The organism is Streptomyces sp. NPDC102278 (assembly GCF_044766345.1).
GTDB lineage: Bacteria > Actinomycetota > Actinomycetes > Streptomycetales > Streptomycetaceae > Streptomyces.
This window is the reverse complement of sequence record NZ_JBIWLV010000009.1, coordinates 212,903-227,036: the sequence shown is the minus strand read 5'-3', so window position 1 is coordinate 227,036 and position 14,134 is coordinate 212,903. Positions and strand designations below refer to the sequence as shown.

Below are 14,134 nucleotides of genomic sequence, written 5' to 3'. Positions count from 1 at the left end.
GGAGAATGGGCCCATGCCGACCACATCCCGCGCTCTCTCCTTCGACGCCGCCGCCGCGCTGTACGCCGCGCACCGGCCCGCCTACCCCGACGCGCTCTTCGACGCCCTGGAGGAGCTGAGCGGCCGCCCGCTCGCCGACTCCCGGGTCGCGGACGTGGGCGCCGGGACCGGGATCGCGACGGCCCTGCTGCACGCCCGCGGGGCGCGCGTCGTCGCCGTCGAACCCGGCGACGGGATGGCCGCCGAACTGCGCCGCGCGCACCCCGGGATACCGCTGGTGCGCGGGGACGGTGACCGACTGCCGCTGGCCGGCGGCGTCTTCGACCTGCTCACCTACGCGCAGGCCTGGCACTGGACCGACCCCGCCCGCTCCGTCCCCGAGGCCCGCCGCGTGCTGCGGCCCGGCGGCGCGCTCGCGATCTGGTGGAACGACATGGACGAGTCGGTGCCGTGGGTCGCCGAACAGGCCGCGCGGATCCGGACCCTCTTCGGCGCCGGGGGCGAGTCCTTCCGCACGCTGCCCGCCGGCATCGACTCCGGCTTCCGCGCCCGCACCGTGCCCTGGTCCCGCCGGATCACCCTCGACGAGCACCTCGCCAACCTCGCGAGCCACTCCGCGTTCCTGCTCCTCGGCGAGGCCGGCACCCGGGAGTTCACGGACCGGGAGCGGTCGGTGCTGAGCGCCCTGTTCCCGGACGGGACGGTGGAGGAGCCGTACGTGGTGAGCCTCCACGTGGGCATCCTGTGACGGGGACCGTGACGGGGACCGTGACGCGTGCGCCCCGCGGGCACGGGTACGGGCACGGCCGCGGCGACCGCTACCGGCGGGCGGCCCCGAGCACCGCCGCCCGGCACGCCGCCGGCGTCCCCCACGCGTCCCGCAGCGGGCGCGCCTTGCGCAGCCACAGCGACAGGTCCAGCTCCTCGGTGTAGCCGACCGCCCCGTGGAGCTGGAGCGCCGTCATCGCCGCCGCGTACGCGGCCTCGCCCGCCGCGAGCTTCGCCGCCGCGACCTCGCCCGGATCCAGCGACAGCCCGGCCGCCCACACCAGCGGCCGGGCGAACTCCAGGCCCAGCAGGGTGTCCGCCAGCCGGTGCTTGACCGCCTGGAAGGAGCCGATCGGCGTACCGAACTGGGTGCGCTGCTTCGCGTACTCCACCGTCCGTGCCAGCAGGGCCTCCCCGACGCCCAGGCACTGCGCCGCCGTCAGCAGCCGCGCCCACCGCAGGGCGCTGTCCGCCGCCGCCGTCACCGCCGGCCCCCGGGCGAGCAGTTCACCGCCCCCGGCCGGGGGGCGCGACAGCCTGCGCGCCGGGTCCGTCGACGGCAGGACCGGGGCGCCGTCCGGGTCCGCCAGCCGCAGTTCGCCGTCCCGCGACACCGTGAAGCAGGAGGTGGCCGCGTCCGCGTCCAGGGCGTACGGGGCCGCGTCCGGCAGGGTCAGCGAGGCCGAGGCGCCGCCCGAGAGCAGCCCCGGGAGGAAGCGCTTCGCCGGCCCCTCGTCCCCCAACCCCGCCAGTAACACCGCCGCCGCGACCGTCTCCACCACCGGCCCCGGCGCCCCGGCCCGCCCCAACTCCACGAAACCGAGGGCCGCTTCCAGTGGCAGTGGCCCGAGCCCGTCGTGTTCCTCGCCGGCGGCGAGCGCGAACAGGCCCGTGTCGGCGAGGCGGGACCACAGGGCCCGCCCCGGCGCGTGGTCCCCGGCACCCCAGGCCCGTACGGTCGCCGGGACCTCGGACGCGTCGAGCAGCCGGCGCAGCGTCCGGACGAACTCGCGCTGCTCGTCGGTCGGCAGGAAGCGCATCAGCGGCGGCCCTTCGGAAGGCCGAGCAGCCGCTCGGCGATGATGTCGCGCTGGATCTCGTTCGTCCCGGCGTAGATCGGCCCGGCCAGGGAGAAGAGCCACGGTTCGGCCCAGTCGCCGTCCGCGCGTTCCGCGTCCGCGCCCAGCAGGTCGAGCGCCGTCTCGTGCAGGGCGATGTCGTACCGGGACCAGAACACCTTGTTCAGGCTGGACTCGGCGCCGATGCTCTCGCCCGCCGCGAACCGCGCGGCGTTCCCCCAGGTGAACAGCTCGTACGCGCGCGCCCCCACCAGCGCGTCCGCGACCCGGTCGGACAGCGCGGTGTCGGCGGGATCGCCGGCCTCCCGCCACAGCCCGAGCAGTCGGTCCGCCGCCGCCAGGAACCGGCCGGGGGAGCGCAGGGTCAGGCCCCGCTCGTTGCCGGTCGTGGACATCGCGATCCGCCAGCCCTGCCCCGGCTCCCCGATGACGTCCTCGTCCGGGACGAACACCCGGTCCAGGAAGAGCTCGGCGAACGCGGGCTTGCCGTCCAACCGGCCGATCGGCCGCACCGTCACCCCCGGCGCCCGCAGGTCGAACATCAGGTAGGTCAGCCCCTGGTGGGGTTTCGGGGCCTGGGGGTCGGTGCGGAAGATGCCGAACGCGCGGTCCGCGAACGCCGCCCGCGAGGACCAGGTCTTCTGCCCGGACAGCAGCCAGCCCCCCTCCGTGCGGACCGCCCGGGACGTCAGGGAGGCCAGGTCGGAGCCGGACTCCGGCTCCGACCAGGCCTGCGCCCAGATCACCTCGCCGCTCGCCATGGACGGCAGCACCCGCGCCCGCTGCTCGGCCGTCGCGTGGTCGAACAGGGTGGGGGCCAGCAGGTTGATGCCGTTCTGGGAGACCCGGCCGGGCGCGCCCGCCGCCCAGTACTCCTCCTCGAACACCAGCCACCGTTCGATGTCCACGCCCCGGCCGCCGTACTCCTCGGGCCAGGACACCACCGCCCAGCGGTCGGCGTGCAGCCGGGCCTCCCACTCCCGGTGCGCCGCGAACCCCTCGGCCGTCTCCAGGGAAGGGAGCGGGGCGGCCGGGACGTGCCCGGCCAGCCAGGCCCGGGCCTCCTCGCGGAAGGCCTCCACCTGCGGCGTGTGGGTGAGGTCCATCAGCCGTTCGCCCCCTTCGTCACGGCGTCCCGTGTCACGGTGTCCCGCGCGGCGCCCCGCGTCGCGGCGTCCTTCATCGCGCAGACGTTCATGCCGCCGAGGGGGCCCGCCGCCGTTTCGGCGTTGTGCGCGTGCGCCAGGTGGTGCAGCCCGAACACCGAGTCCATGCCGGTGTGCAGGCCCTGGAGGTCCTCGGCCTGGTTGACCGCCCGCTTGGTCAGCGCCAGTCCGAAGCCGGGCATCTCGGCGATCCGCCGCGCCGGCCGGTCCGTCTCCCCTGCCAGCCCGGCCCGCCGTTCGAAGGGCAGGTGGGCGTCGCGCCCGGGGGTGCCGATGTCGTGACCGGCGGAGAAGTGCCCGCCCGCCCCGGCCAGGACGACCACCTTCACCTCGGGGTCGTCGGCGGCGCGGTGGAAGGCGTCGTCCAGGGCGTAGGTCATCGCGCTGTTCTGGGCGTTGCGGTAGCGCGGGCGGCTCATGGTCACGCGCGCGACGGGGCCGCGACGCTCGTAGAGCACCGGCGGCCCGTCGGTCTCGGGGGCGCGGGCAGCGGACATCGGCACATCCTTCCCTAACAAGTGTTTGGTAGGTTAACGTACGGCCATGAGCGGCGTCGAGGAGTTCCGCACCGAGGTTCGGAGTTGGCCACGGGCCCACCTCACCGGCGAGTTCGCCCACGGCACCGAGGAGCAGCAACGCCGCTTCCTCCCGCCGATCCGGGCCGTGCGGGAGCTGTGGTGCCAGGGCTACGGCGAACCCGACGCCGGCTCCGACCTCGCGGGCGTCCGCACCCGCGCCGACCTGCGCGACGGCGCCTGCCCGCACCGACGCCGCGCACGTCGTCGGCGCCCCCGGCGACGGCTGGGCCGTGGCCATGACCACCCTCGGCTTCGGACGCGACGACCGGCAGCGGCTCTTCCCGTTCTCCCGCGCCGACACCATCTACGCGGGCTCGGACGAGATCCAGCGCACCATCATCGCCGAGCGGATCCTCGGCCTTCCCAAGGAGGTACGGGCGTGAACGCACCCGAGTACGTCACCGGGCACGGGCTGCTCGCCGGCCGGACCGCCGTGATCACCGCCGCCGCCGGGGCCGGCATCGGCGGCGCCACCGCCCGCCGCTTCCTGGAGGAAGGCGCCCGCGTCCTGATCGGCGACGCCCACGCCCGCCGCCTCAAGGAGACCGAGGACGCGCTGGCCGCCGAGTTCGGGACCGACCGGGTCGACTCCCTGCCGTGCGACGTCACCGACGAGGACCAGGTCCGGTCCCTGTTCACGCGCGCCGAACAGACCCACGGCGGCCTCGACATCGTCGTCAACAACGCCGGACTCGGCGGCACCGCCGCCCTGGTCGACATGAGCGACGACCAGTGGGGCCGGGTCCTCGACGTCACCCTGAACGGCACCTTCCGCTGCACCCGGGCCGCCCTGCGCTCCTTCAAGGCCGCCGGCGCCGGCGGGGTCGTCGTCAACAACGCCTCCGTCGTCGGCTGGCGCGCCCAGACCGGCCAGGCCCACTACGCCGCCGCGAAGGCCGGGGTGATGGCGCTCACCCGCTGCGCAGCCCTGGAGGCCGCCGAGTTCGGCGTACGGATCAACGCGGTCGCCCCCAGCCTCGCCATGCACCCGCACCTGGTGAAGGTCACGAGCGAGGAACTCCTCGCCGAACTCACCGCCCGCGAGGCCTTCGGCCGGTACGCCGAACCCTGGGAGGTCGCCAACGTCATCGTGTTCCTGGCCAGCGGCTACTCGTCGTACATGACCGGCGAGACCGTCTCGGTCAGCAGCCAGCACGCATAGGTCGACAATGGGCGCGTGCCGACGAACAAGAAGAAGCCACAGGTGACCGCGTCCCCCGAGCGCAGACGGGAGCTCCTCGACACCGCCGCCGAGGTCTTCGCCGCGCAGGGCTACAACGCCACCACCGTGCGCAAGATCGCCGATGCCGCCGGAATGCTCGCCGGCAGCCTCTACTACCACTTCGATTCCAAGGAATCGATGCTCGACGAGATCCTCTCGGCCTTCCTGAACGAGCTGTGGGAGGGGTACGACACCGTCCTCGCCGCCGGTCTCGGCCCCAGGGAGACCATCGAGGCCCTCGTCACCGAGTCCTTCCGGGAGATCGACCGGCACCGCGCCGCCGTCGCGATCTACCAGAAGGAATCCCGGCACCTGTCCGCGCAACCCCGCTTCCACTACCTCTCCGACTCGCAGCAGAAGTTCGAGAAGGCCTGGCTGGGGACGCTGGAGCGCGGAGTGGCCGGCAAGGTCTTCCGGGCCGACCTGGACATCCGCCTCACCTACCGCTTCGTGCGCGACACGGTGTGGGTCGCGGCCTCCTGGTACCGGCCGGGCGGACAGCACAGCCCCGAGGAGATCGCCCGCCAGTACCTGTCGATGGTGCTGGACGGGATCGCCCTGCGTACCTGACCGAACCAGAGGAGTCCCGATGCCCGAGGCCTACATAGTCGACGCCGTACGCACCCCCGTGGGACGGCGCAGGGGAGGCCTGGCCGGGGTGCACCCGGCCGACCTCGGCGCCCACGTCCTGCGGGCCCTGATGGAACGCTCCGGGGTGGACCCCGCCGCCGTCGAGGACGTTGTCTTCGGCTGCCTCGACACCGTCGGGCCGCAGGCCGGCGACATCGCGCGGACCGCCTGGCTCGCCGCCGGCCTCCCCGAGGAGGTCCCGGGGGTGACCGTGGACCGCCAGTGCGGCTCCTCCCAGCAGGCCGTCCACTTCGCGGCCCAGGGCGTGCTGTCCGGCACCCAGGACCTCGTCGTCGCCGGCGGCACCCAGAACATGTCGATGATCCCGATCGCCTTCGCCTCGCGGCAGGCCGCCGAGCCGCTCGGCCTCACCGAGGGCCCGTACGCGGGATCGGCGGGCTGGCGGGCCCGGTACGGCGACGCGCCCGTCAACCAGTTCCACGGCGCGCAGCTGATCGCCGAGAAGTGGGGGATCTCGCGCCTCGACATGGAGGAGTTCGCCCTGCGCTCCCACCGGCGGGCCCTGCGCGCGATCGACGAGGGACGCTTCGAACGCGAGATCGTGGCGTACGGGGACGTCCGCGTGGACGAGGGCCCGCGCCGGGACACCACCCTGGAGAAGATGGCCGGCCTGAGGCCCGTGGTCGAGGGCGGCACCATCACGGCGGCCGTCTCCTCCCAGGTCTCCGACGGCGCCGCGGCCATGCTGATCGCCTCCGAACGGGCCGTCGCCGAACACGGCCTGCGCCCCCGGGCCCGCGTCCACCACCTGTCCGTACGGGGCGAGGACCCGATCCGGATGCTCTCCGCCCCGATCCCGGCGACGGCGCACGCCCTGAAGAAGACCGGGCTGTCGCTGGACGAGATCGACCTGGTGGAGATCAACGAGGCCTTCGCCCCCGTCGTGCTGGCCTGGCTGAAGGAGACCGGCGCGGACCCGGCGCGGGTCAACGTCAACGGCGGGGCCATCGCGCTCGGCCACCCCCTGGGCGCCACCGGCGTCAAGCTGATGACCACCCTGCTGCACGAGCTGGAGCGCACCGGGGGTCGCTACGGCCTCCAGACCATGTGCGAGGGCGGCGGCCAGGCCAACGTGACGATCATCGAGCGGCTCTGAGGCGCCCGCGACCGGACCCGCTCCGGGGCGCTCCGGCGCCCTGGAGCCCAGGTCACAGACCCGCGGGGGCGCGGGTGCGCCGGCGTGTGCTAGCTTAGAGCTCGTTGCAGTTGTGGTACCCATGAACTTTATGTGCGCCTGACGGGAATGCTCCGACAGGCGCTTTAATTGTTTTTACCGGGATCTCCGGATGGGGCCCTTGCCGCCTATTCAGGAGATTCAAATGGCACTTGGCACCGTGAAGTGGTTCAACTCGGAAAAGGGCTTCGGCTTCATCGAGCAGGACGGTGGCGGCCCGGACGTCTTCGCCCACTACTCGAACATCGCCACCCAGGGCTTCCGTGAGCTCCAGGAGGGCCAGCGCGTGTCCTTCGACGTCACCCAGGGCCAGAAGGGCCCCCAGGCGGAGAACATCCTCCCCGCCAACTGACGTAATCAGCACGCCGGGGTCCGCACCGTGAAGGTGCGGGCCCCGGCTTGTCTGCTGTTTCGACTGTTTGTTTTACCTGCCGGTTTCAGGAGGGCTTTCTCGCATGACCAGCTCCAGCTCCGCACGACCCAGCCGCCGCCCCACCCGGGGTCGAGGTGCGGCCCAGGGACGTCCGAAGGCTGGCGCGGGACGGCAGAAGTCCGCCCCCGTGGCCAGGCCCCAAGAATTCACCATGCCCGAACCGCTGACCCCGGCCCTGCCGCCGGTCACCGCGTTCGAGGACATGGGCATGCCCGAGGCGCTGCTGAAGACCCTCGCCGCCCAGGGCGTCACCGACCCGTTCCCGATCCAGTCCGCCACGCTGCCGAACTCGCTCGCCGGCCGTGACCTGCTCGGCCGCGGCCGTACCGGCTCCGGCAAGACGCTCGCCTTCGGCCTGGCGCTGCTGGCCCGCACCGCCGGTCGCCGCGCGCAGCCGAAGCAGCCGCTCGCACTGGTCCTCGTACCGACCCGCGAGCTGGCGCAGCAGGTCACCGACGCCCTGGCCCCGTACGCCACGGCCGTCAACCTGCGCATCGCGACCGTCGTCGGCGGCATGTCGATCAACCGGCAGTCCGGCGCGCTGCGCCGCGGCTCCGAAGTGCTCGTCGCCACCCCCGGCCGGCTGAAGGACCTCATCGACCGCGGTGACGCCGACCTCTCGCAGGTCTCCATCACGGTCCTCGACGAGGCCGACCAGATGACCGACATGGGCTTCATGCCGCAGGTCACCGCGCTGCTCAAGCAGGTCGAGGCCGACGGCCAGACCATGCTGTTCTCCGCGACGCTCGACAAGAACATCGACAAGCTCGTCAAGATGTTCCTGCACGACCCGGTCGCCTTCTCCGTCGACCCCTCCGCGGGCGCGGTCAGCACGATGGAGCACCACGTCCTGTACGTCATGGACGAGACCGACAAGAAGGCCGTGGCCACGCGCATAGCCGCACGCGACGGCCGGGTGATCATGTTCGTGGACACCAAGCGCGGGGTCGACCGCATGGTCAAGAAGCTCCTCGCCGACGGCGTCCGCGCCTCCGGCCTGCACGGCGGTCGCTCCCAGCCGCAGCGCAACCGGACCCTGGACTGGTTCAAGACGGGCGAGGTCACCGCGCTGGTCGCCACCAACGTGGCCGCCCGCGGCATCCACATCGACGACCTCGACCTCGTCGTCAACGTGGACCCGCCCACCGACCACAAGGACTACCTGCACCGCGGCGGCCGCACCGCCCGCGCCGGCGAGTCCGGCTCCGTCGTCACCCTGGTGCTGCCCGACCAGAAGCGCGACATGACCCGGCTGATGTCGGACGCCGGGATCTCCCCGCGGACCGCGCAGATCAAGTCCTCCGACGCGGAGCTGTCCCGGCTGACCGGCGCCAAGGAGCCCTCGGGCGTCCCCGTGGTGCTGGACGTGCCGCAGCCCACCCCGCCGAAGCAGCGCAGCGCCGGCCGCTCCGGCGGCGGCTCCACCGCGGGCGGCGCGCGTCGTCGTTCCGGTGGCGGCCAGGGCGCGGCGGCGGCCTCGACCACCGCGGGCGGCGGCGACCGTTCGCGTCGGGCCCGCTCCGGCGGCGGCCAGGGCGGCGCCGGCCAGTCCGGCGCCCGCGCCCAGGGCGCCCCGGCGGCCTCGCGCGGTCAGGGCGGCGGCGGCCAGGGCGGTGCCCGCACCGGCGGCGCTCCCGCCGCGCGGCGTCGCTCGGGCGGTGGCCGTCCGGCGGCCGGGCGCGCGGGTTCCTGACCCTTCGCCTCACGAACACACCGGTACGCCGGGCGGCGCGGAAGACGCGCCGCCCGGCGTACCGTCGTTCCGGGGCCGGGCGCCCCTTCGACGACGGGGCCTACCGGACCATCCTGGCCTGGAGCTTCGCCAGCGTCCGCAGGTCCAGGCCGAGGCCGTCCGTGAGGTAGCCGTAGAAGCCTCCGTAGTCCGCCTCCATGCGGGCGGTCGCGGCGGCGAGGTAGTCCGGCCGGACCTCCTGGAGCGGGATCAGCAGGTCCGGGTTCTGCATCCGGCCCGACTGCTTGAGGCCGGCCCGCACCTGGGCGTCGTACGCCGCGCGGAAGGTGTTCGAGGCGAGGTAGTCGCGCTCGGCGGCGCCCTCGGGAACGGCGAGGGCGCGCAGCAGGACGTAACTCATCCAGCCCGTGCGGTCCTTGCCCGAGGTGCAGTGGTACAGCAGCGGGCCCTGCCCGCCGTCGGCGATCTCCCGCAGCGTGGTCGCGAACTGCGCCCGGTTCTCGGGGCTCGTCACGAACGTGCGGTAGATGTCGCGCATGTAGGCCTCGGCGCGACCGCCGCCGAGCATCTGTTCCTGCGTGGCGGGGTCCCCGCTGGCGATCGCGCCTACCAGGGTCGCGTACAGGCCCAGGTCGCTGACGGGGCGGGCGGTGGAGACGAGCCCGGCGGGCAGTTTGTCGGCGCCGTCGTACTGGACCTCCATCGGGATGCGGAAGTCGACGACCCTGCGCAGACCGAGGCCGGAGACGGTGCTGAGGTCGGCCGGGGTCAACTTGCCGAGCGCGTCGGAGCGGTAGACCAGTCCCTGACGGACCTGCCCACCGGTCCAGGTGCGGTATCCGCCCAGGTCGCGGACGTTGACCGCGCCCTGGAGGGGGATCTGGCGGATCGTTTCCGCCGACGGGCGGTGGTGCGCGGCGAAAGCGGCGGAACCGGTGACCGCGGCGGTACCGGCGGCTGCGCCGGGCGCCGGTGCGGCGTACGCGGCGGCGGGCAGGAGCCCGGCGGCGAGGGCGGTGGTGAGCACCGAGGTCGCCAGGCGGATTCGGGCACGGCTCATCTGGGGCGACTCCTGTAACGGAGAAGGGGGATCACCCTGGTGGTGGCAGGGTGCCGAGCGAGTGCGGGGGGAGCGGGGGGTGGAGGTCGTGCAGTCGGTCCAGCACGGTGTGGGCCTCGGCCATGACCCGGGCGACGAGCTCCGCACACGACGGAAGATCCTCGATCACGCCCGCGACCTGGCCCGATGCCATGACGCCGAGGTCCGTACGGCCCTCGACCATGGACGCCTTGAGGAGCATGGGGGTGTTCGCGGCGAGCAGGACCTGGCTCCAGGACAGGTCCTTGCCGTGTTTCATCGCCAGGCCGTCGCGCACCATCTGTGGCCAGGACAGCACCGACAGCTTCCGGAAGCCGGCCGCGTGCCGCACCGCCTTGGCGAGGGCCCGCGCGCGACCCGCCCGTTCCAGGGAGACGACCAGTTCGCTGCGGAGCATCCGGTGCGGCAGCCCGTCGACGGCGGTGGTGACGGTGACGTCCTTGACGGTGGCCCTCAGGTACTCGGCCTTGACGGCGTCCGGGACGGTGGAGTCCGAGGTGAGCAGGAAGCGGGTGCCCATCGCGATGCCCGCCGCCCCGTACGACAGCGCCGCGACCAGGCCGCGGCCGTCGTGGAAACCGCCCGCCGCGATCACCGGGATGCACACCGCGTCCACGACCTGCGGCAGCAGCACCGTCGTGGCCACGTCCCCGGTGTGTCCGCCGCCCTCGCCGCCCTGCACGATCACCGCGTCGGCGCCCCACGCGGCGACCTTCTCGGCGTGCCGTCGGGCCCCGATCGAGGGGATGACGACCACGCCCGCGTCCTTGAGCCGGGCGATCAGTTCCTTCGAGGGGGCGAGTGCGAACGAGGCGACCCGGACCCCCTCCTCGACGATCAGCCGCGCCCGCTCGGCCGCGTCCCCGGCGTCCGCGCGCAGATTGACCCCGAAGGGTGCGTCCGTACGGGACTTCACCTCGCGGATCGCCGCACGCAACTGCTCCGTCGTCATCGTCGCCGAGGCCAGGATCCCCAGCGCCCCCGCGTTGGCCGCCGCCGACACCAGCCGGGGGCCGGCCACCCAGCCCATGCCCGTCTGCACGATCGGGTGGCGGACCCCGACCAGTTCGGTGAATGCCGTCTCCATCCCGTCAGACCCGCACTTCCCGCTCGCGCAGCCCCTTGGGGTCCACGACCTCCCGGATCAGCCGCAGTTCCTCCGGCGTCGGCTCCCGCGTGTACGGGACCGCGCCGGCGATCGCGAGTTCGAAACCGGTGGCCTCCCGGACCTGCTCGACGCTCACGCCCGGATGCACGGACACCAGGCGCATGGCGTGGTCCGGGCCGGTGAAGTCGAAGACCCCGAGATCGCTGACCACGCGAGGCAAGCGGTGGAAGCGGGTCGCCCCGGCCGCCTGCGCGCGGTCGTAGCCGACCCCGCAGACCATGTCGACGCGCTCCACGAACACCCGGCGGGAATGCCTGGGGATCCAGTAACTCACCGGATTGTTCAAGGTGTTGACGGGCGCCCCGCGCACTCCGAGGAGCTGGCGGGTCGGCCGCTCCCAGTCCCCGACGCAGGAGATGTTCTGGTTGCCGTACCGGTCGATCTGGCTCGCGCCCATCATCACGTGCCGCCGGCCGCCGGTGACCATCGTGAGGTGACGGCGGTACGGCAGCCAGCCCTCGGGAGTCCCGTCGAGCCCGACCAGCGTGGCCTCGCCGTCGGTCAACAGCAGGTCGGGGGAGAAGGTCCGCTTCGCGAGGCGGGCCCCGAAGGACGGGATCAGGCCCATCGGGGAGGCGAGCACCTCGCCGTCGCCCCGCCAGGCCTCGGCGCAGGCGATCACGCAGTACTCGGCGCGACTGACGTCGGCGCCGGCCGCCGGCTCTGTGCTCACTGCTGCTCCTCGTGCCAGGTCCGCACGGCGGACTGGTAGTCGTGCTCGCTCGCGCCGGAGAGGAACCGGGCGGCGAACTCGGGCCAGGGGGTGCTCGCGTACAGCTTCTGGAAGGGCTCGTCGCGGTCGTGGTCGGGCACGCAGGAGGTGAAGTGCGCGCCGTTCGGGGTCTCCACGACCCCGGTGACGGAATGCCGGCTGACCAGCAGGGACTGTGGCGGACCGGCCTTGGACAGCTCGGCGGTCTCGACGAGCCGCTCGCAGGAGACGTACGCGGCGTCCGCGGCCTCGCAGAACAGGTCGTCGAAGTACGGGTCGGGGCCCAGGTACTGGGCGTTGCCGAGGCGATCGGCGCGGTTGAGGTGGACGAGCGCGGCGTCCAGGCGCAGCGCGGGGACGGCGACGAACTCCTCGCCGTCCTCGTAGGGGGAGGTGACGGTCCGCAGGTGTGGGTTGACCCGCATGACGTCGGAGCCGAGTCCGGCGCGGACGGGCAGGAAGGGCAGCCGGTTGGCGGCGGCGTGCAGCCCCCACATGAACATGGCCTCGTCGAGCTCGGTGAGGGCGAAGGCGCCGCGCTCGCGGGCCGCCCGGTAGTGCGGCTCCAGCGGGATCGAGTCAAGGGTCACGAAGGGGGTGACGAGCCGGCGGATCCGGCCCGCGGCGGCCAACAGGCCCACGTCGGGGCCGCCGTACGCGACCACGGTCAGATCGGTGATCTCGGAACGGAGCAGTGCCCGCACCAGGGCCATGGGCTTGCGCCGCGACCCCCAGCCGCCGATGCCCACCGTCATGCCGCCGCGCAGCCGCCCGACCACCTCCTCGGGGGACATCACCTTGTCCGACGCCGGTGTGCCGCTCATGCCTGGTCCGCCTTTCCGAAGGTGTCGCGGACCCGGTCGGCGACCCCGCCGAGATTGGCCTCGAAGGTGAAGCCCTGCTCGAAGCGGTAGCTGCGCCGCACGTCCACGGGGTCGATGCCGTTGATGGCGGCCTTGGCCAGCCGGATCAGCAGGCCGTCCTTGCGGGCGATCTCCGCGCCGAGTTCCAGCGCCGCCGCCCGCAGCCCGGCGGGCGGGACCACCTTCCACACCGAACCGTGCGCGTGCAGTTCGGCGGCGCTCACGGTCCGCGAGGTGTAGTACAGGGTGCGCATCAGGTGTTGGGGGACGAGGCGGGCCAGGTGGGTGGCCGCGCCGAGCGCGCCCCGGTCCAGTTCCGGCAGTCCGAAGACGGCGTCGTCGGAGGCGACGATCGCGTCGGCGTTGCCGACCAGGCCGATCCCGCCGCCCAGGCAGAAGCCGTTCACGGCGGCGACGACGGGGACCTCACAGTCGTACACGGCGGCGAAGGCCTCGTAGCAGCCCCGGTTGGCGCCGATGAGGACGTCGTGGCCGGTGTCGCGCTGCATCTCCTTGATGTCCACGCCGGCGTTGAAGCCCCGGCCCTCGGCGGCGAGGACGACGCACCGGACGTCGGGGTCGCGACCGGCGGCGCGCAGGGCGTCGGCCAGCTCGAACCAGCCTCGTACGGGCAGCGCGTTGACGGGTGGGAAGTCGACTGTGACGAGTGCGATGCCCTTGTCGGGGCCGGAGGTGGAGACACCCATGAGCGGATCAGCTACCTTTCCACCAAACATTTGTTAGGTGAGGAAGGTAGCAGCCGATGGAGCTCAACGGGAGGGTCGTCGTCGTCACCGGCGGAACCCGGGGCGTCGGCGCCGGCATCGCGCGGTCGTTCCTCGCGGCCGGCGCGGAAGTGCTCGTCTGCGCCCGCCGACCACCGGACGAACCGGTGGCCGCGGCGGGCCGCACGGCCGCCTTCACGGCGCTCGACCTGCGCGATCCGGCCGCCGTGACGGAGTTCTTCGCGGCGGCCGCGCACCGGTACGGGCGGCTCGACTGCCTGGTGAACAACGCGGGCGGCACCCCCTACCGGCTGCTGGGAGAGGGCGACGCCGAACGGCACGCGCGGGTCGTCGAACTGAACCTGGTGGCCCCCATGACCGCCTCACTGGCGGCGTACCCGTGGCTGCGCGACTCGCGCGGCTCGGTCGTGATGATCGCCAGCGTCAGCGGCACCCGCCCCTCACCCGGCACGGCCGCCTACGGCGCGGCCAAGGCGGGACTGGAGAACCTGGCCCGGTCCATGGCCGTGGAGTGGGCGCCCGAGGTACGCGTCAACTCGCTGATCCTCGGCATGGTGCGCACCGAACTGTCGCACCTGCACTACGGGGACGAGGCGGGGATCGCCGCGGTCGGCGCGACCGTGCCGCTGGGGCGACTGGCCGACCCGACGGACGTGGGCGAGGCGGCGGTGTTCCTCGCCGGGGACCGGGCGGGATACGTGAGCGGCGCGAGCCTGCTCGTGCACGGGGGCGGCGAACGCCCGGCCTTCCTGGACGCGGCGACAGTCAACAAGGAGAACTGA

At 73.3% G+C, this 14,134-nt stretch carries 15 protein-coding genes and 1 pseudogene; 8 read left to right on the top strand and 8 right to left on the bottom strand.

All coding sequences use genetic code 11. The features are described 5' to 3' along the window. Positions 1–13 precede the first annotated feature (13 nt). Entirely contained in the window at positions 14–748 is a 735-nt protein-coding gene (locus tag ACIRO3_RS22645; RefSeq protein WP_404139475.1) for a class I SAM-dependent methyltransferase, read from the top strand. Between the two features lie 70 nt (positions 749–818). Here the strand turns inward: ACIRO3_RS22645 and ACIRO3_RS22640 are convergent, their stop codons facing one another. Genes ACIRO3_RS22640 through ACIRO3_RS22630 form a run of 3 tightly spaced genes read right to left on the bottom strand, consistent with a single transcriptional unit; the run spans position 819 to position 3,510 of the window. Continuing rightward, a complete protein-coding gene (locus tag ACIRO3_RS22640) occupies positions 819–1,808 on the bottom strand; it encodes an acyl-CoA dehydrogenase family protein (protein ID WP_404139472.1) in 990 nt (329 codons plus the stop codon). Continuing rightward, on the bottom strand, positions 1,808–2,953 hold the full coding sequence (locus ACIRO3_RS22635) for an acyl-CoA dehydrogenase family protein (protein WP_404139469.1): 1,146 nt from the start codon (positions 2,951–2,953) through the stop codon (positions 1,808–1,810). Before ACIRO3_RS22635 ends, ACIRO3_RS22640 begins: the two co-directional genes overlap by 1 nt. Beyond that, positions 2,953–3,510: an enoyl-CoA hydratase-related protein gene (locus tag ACIRO3_RS22630; RefSeq protein ID WP_404139466.1), complete on the bottom strand. Its 558-nt coding sequence runs from the start codon at positions 3,508–3,510 to the stop codon at positions 2,953–2,955. Before ACIRO3_RS22630 ends, ACIRO3_RS22635 begins: the two co-directional genes overlap by 1 nt. Positions 3,511–3,625: 115 nt before the next feature. On the opposite strand from ACIRO3_RS22630, the pseudogene ACIRO3_RS22625 reads away from it, so the two are divergent. From ACIRO3_RS22625 to ACIRO3_RS22600, 6 genes and pseudogenes are all read left to right on the top strand, one after another. Beyond that, positions 3,626–3,974: pseudogene (locus ACIRO3_RS22625) on the top strand (acyl-CoA dehydrogenase family protein); the annotation flags it as partial. Further along, entirely contained in the window at positions 3,971–4,753 is a 783-nt protein-coding gene (locus tag ACIRO3_RS22620) for an SDR family oxidoreductase (protein ID WP_404139463.1), read from the top strand. The pseudogene ACIRO3_RS22625 and the gene ACIRO3_RS22620, both read left to right, overlap by 4 nt. Positions 4,754–4,768: 15 nt before the next feature. Then, positions 4,769–5,383, top strand: a complete 615-nt coding sequence (locus ACIRO3_RS22615) for a TetR/AcrR family transcriptional regulator (RefSeq protein WP_404139460.1) — start codon at positions 4,769–4,771, stop codon at positions 5,381–5,383. Between the two features lie 19 nt (positions 5,384–5,402). Next, positions 5,403–6,560 carry an acetyl-CoA C-acetyltransferase gene (locus ACIRO3_RS22610; RefSeq protein ID WP_361773761.1) on the top strand — a complete coding sequence of 386 codons (1,158 nt, stop codon included), beginning with the start codon at positions 5,403–5,405 and terminating at the stop codon, positions 6,558–6,560. Positions 6,561–6,783: 223 nt separating this feature from the next. Continuing rightward, positions 6,784–6,990, top strand: a complete 207-nt coding sequence (locus tag ACIRO3_RS22605) for a cold-shock protein (protein WP_030707191.1) — start codon at positions 6,784–6,786, stop codon at positions 6,988–6,990. 103 nt (positions 6,991–7,093) lie between these two features. Beyond that, positions 7,094–8,764, top strand: coding sequence for a DEAD/DEAH box helicase (locus ACIRO3_RS22600; protein ID WP_404139456.1), 1,671 nt, complete (start codon positions 7,094–7,096; stop codon positions 8,762–8,764). Between the two features lie 100 nt (positions 8,765–8,864). Here ACIRO3_RS22600 and ACIRO3_RS22595 read toward each other — a convergent pair whose 3' ends face one another. From ACIRO3_RS22595 to ACIRO3_RS22575, 5 genes are read right to left on the bottom strand one after another with little or no spacing between them, the layout of a single operon-like run. Next, positions 8,865–9,824 carry a tyrosine-protein phosphatase gene (locus ACIRO3_RS22595; RefSeq protein ID WP_404139453.1) on the bottom strand — a complete coding sequence of 320 codons (960 nt, stop codon included), beginning with the start codon at positions 9,822–9,824 and terminating at the stop codon, positions 8,865–8,867. A 31-nt stretch (positions 9,825–9,855) separates the two neighbouring features. Continuing rightward, positions 9,856–10,950: an NAD(P)H-dependent flavin oxidoreductase gene (locus ACIRO3_RS22590; RefSeq protein WP_404139450.1), complete on the bottom strand. Its 1,095-nt coding sequence runs from the start codon at positions 10,948–10,950 to the stop codon at positions 9,856–9,858. A gap of 4 nt (positions 10,951–10,954) precedes the next feature. Beyond that, entirely contained in the window at positions 10,955–11,704 is a 750-nt protein-coding gene (locus tag ACIRO3_RS22585) for a CoA-transferase subunit beta (RefSeq protein WP_404139447.1), read from the bottom strand. Beyond that, complete coding sequence (locus ACIRO3_RS22580) at positions 11,701–12,567, bottom strand: CoA-transferase (RefSeq protein ID WP_361974334.1); 867 nt, start codon at positions 12,565–12,567, stop codon at positions 11,701–11,703. The genes ACIRO3_RS22585 and ACIRO3_RS22580 overlap by 4 nt, the downstream gene beginning before the upstream one ends. Continuing rightward, positions 12,564–13,313 (bottom strand): enoyl-CoA hydratase family protein, encoded by a 750-nt coding sequence (locus ACIRO3_RS22575; protein ID WP_404139444.1) that lies wholly within the window; start codon positions 13,311–13,313, stop codon positions 12,564–12,566. Before ACIRO3_RS22575 ends, ACIRO3_RS22580 begins: the two co-directional genes overlap by 4 nt. A 56-nt stretch (positions 13,314–13,369) precedes the next feature. Here ACIRO3_RS22575 and ACIRO3_RS22570 point away from each other — a divergent pair, with 56 nt between their 5' ends. Further along, a complete protein-coding gene (locus tag ACIRO3_RS22570) occupies positions 13,370–14,134 on the top strand; it encodes an SDR family oxidoreductase (RefSeq protein ID WP_404139441.1) in 765 nt (254 codons plus the stop codon).

What these genes read in the sequence shown, in the direction of transcription:
- ACIRO3_RS22645 (WP_404139475.1), top strand. Translation starts at nt 14, where the DNA reads ATGCCGACCACATCCCGCGCTCTCTCCTTCGACGCCGCCGCCGCGCTG.
- ACIRO3_RS22640 (WP_404139472.1), bottom strand. Translation starts at nt 1,808, where the DNA reads ATGCGCTTCCTGCCGACCGACGAGCAGCGCGAGTTCGTCCGGACGCTG.
- ACIRO3_RS22635 (WP_404139469.1), bottom strand. Translation starts at nt 2,953, where the DNA reads ATGGACCTCACCCACACGCCGCAGGTGGAGGCCTTCCGCGAGGAGGCC.
- ACIRO3_RS22630 (WP_404139466.1), bottom strand. Translation starts at nt 3,510, where the DNA reads ATGTCCGCTGCCCGCGCCCCCGAGACCGACGGGCCGCCGGTGCTCTAC.
- ACIRO3_RS22610 (WP_361773761.1), top strand. Translation starts at nt 5,403, where the DNA reads ATGCCCGAGGCCTACATAGTCGACGCCGTACGCACCCCCGTGGGACGG.
- ACIRO3_RS22605 (WP_030707191.1), top strand. Translation starts at nt 6,784, where the DNA reads ATGGCACTTGGCACCGTGAAGTGGTTCAACTCGGAAAAGGGCTTCGGC.
- ACIRO3_RS22600 (WP_404139456.1), top strand. Translation starts at nt 7,094, where the DNA reads ATGACCAGCTCCAGCTCCGCACGACCCAGCCGCCGCCCCACCCGGGGT.
- ACIRO3_RS22595 (WP_404139453.1), bottom strand. Translation starts at nt 9,824, where the DNA reads ATGAGCCGTGCCCGAATCCGCCTGGCGACCTCGGTGCTCACCACCGCC.
- ACIRO3_RS22590 (WP_404139450.1), bottom strand. Translation starts at nt 10,950, where the DNA reads ATGGAGACGGCATTCACCGAACTGGTCGGGGTCCGCCACCCGATCGTG.
- ACIRO3_RS22580 (WP_361974334.1), bottom strand. Translation starts at nt 12,567, where the DNA reads ATGAGCGGCACACCGGCGTCGGACAAGGTGATGTCCCCCGAGGAGGTG.
- ACIRO3_RS22575 (WP_404139444.1), bottom strand. Translation starts at nt 13,313, where the DNA reads ATGGGTGTCTCCACCTCCGGCCCCGACAAGGGCATCGCACTCGTCACA.
- ACIRO3_RS22570 (WP_404139441.1), top strand. Translation starts at nt 13,370, where the DNA reads ATGGAGCTCAACGGGAGGGTCGTCGTCGTCACCGGCGGAACCCGGGGC.